This is a genomic window from Roseitalea sp. (assembly GCF_984466335.1).
In genome coordinates this window covers 1-783 of the sequence record NZ_CFIFWG010000106.1, presented here as the reverse complement: position 1 = coordinate 783, position 783 = coordinate 1, and the positions used below count along the sequence as shown (strand labels likewise).

Here is a 783-nt window from a genome sequence, read left to right as displayed (position 1 = left end):
ACAGGGCTGGCCGGGACCCGCCTTGAGATCGAAATCACCGAAAGCCTTCTGATCGAGGATTCAGAGGATGTCATCGCGCGTCTGGCGGCACTCAAGCAACTGGGCTGCTCGGTCGTCATGGACGATTTCGGCACCGGCTATTCGAGCCTGTCCTATCTGCTCAAATATCCGTTCGACCGGCTCAAGATCGACCGCTCCTTCGTGTCGGACATCGGCCACGGTCCGAGCGCCGAGGCGATCCTGATGGCGATCGCATCGCTGGCCGAAAATCTCGGCATGAAGATTACCGCCGAGGGCGTGGAGACCGCCGAGCAGCTCGCATTCCTCCAGCAGATCGCCTGCGATCAGCTCCAGGGCTACTACTTCTCGCCGCCGGTCCGCGATGAAGCGGTCGCCACGATGATGCTGCACAACTTCATCGAAACGGCAACCGTCATCCCGATCTGCGACGGCGCGAACCAGGCGCAACGGTCTGTGGGCTGACGCCGGCCGCCGCCGGTCCGTTTACGGAGCGGCAATGATGTCGACCTACCGTCATCGCATGCGCCACCGCGAGCGGTCGCGGCCCCGGCTCGAACCTGCGGACAAATCGACCGTCCGCCCCTTGGCGGACATGCCGGCATCGCCTACGTCCCCTTGCGACGACGTTTGCGATGAAGGGCGACCCCGATGAGCGATACCGGCACGATCAATCCGGCAATCGAGACCTGGGACGGCCCGATGGGCCTGCCCCGGAGCGAGGCGATCGAAGACGGCGACCATGTGCCCGCCGTCAGGGCCGGC

Annotated in this window: 1 protein-coding gene; it reads left to right on the top strand. The window is 64.6% G+C overall.

Translation table 11 applies throughout. The annotated features are described in order from the left end of the window. The coding region (locus AC5E6L_RS10465; protein WP_491773110.1) for an EAL domain-containing protein at positions 1-483 on the top strand (483 nt) is incomplete at its 5' end. Positions 484-783: the final 300 nt, after the last annotated feature.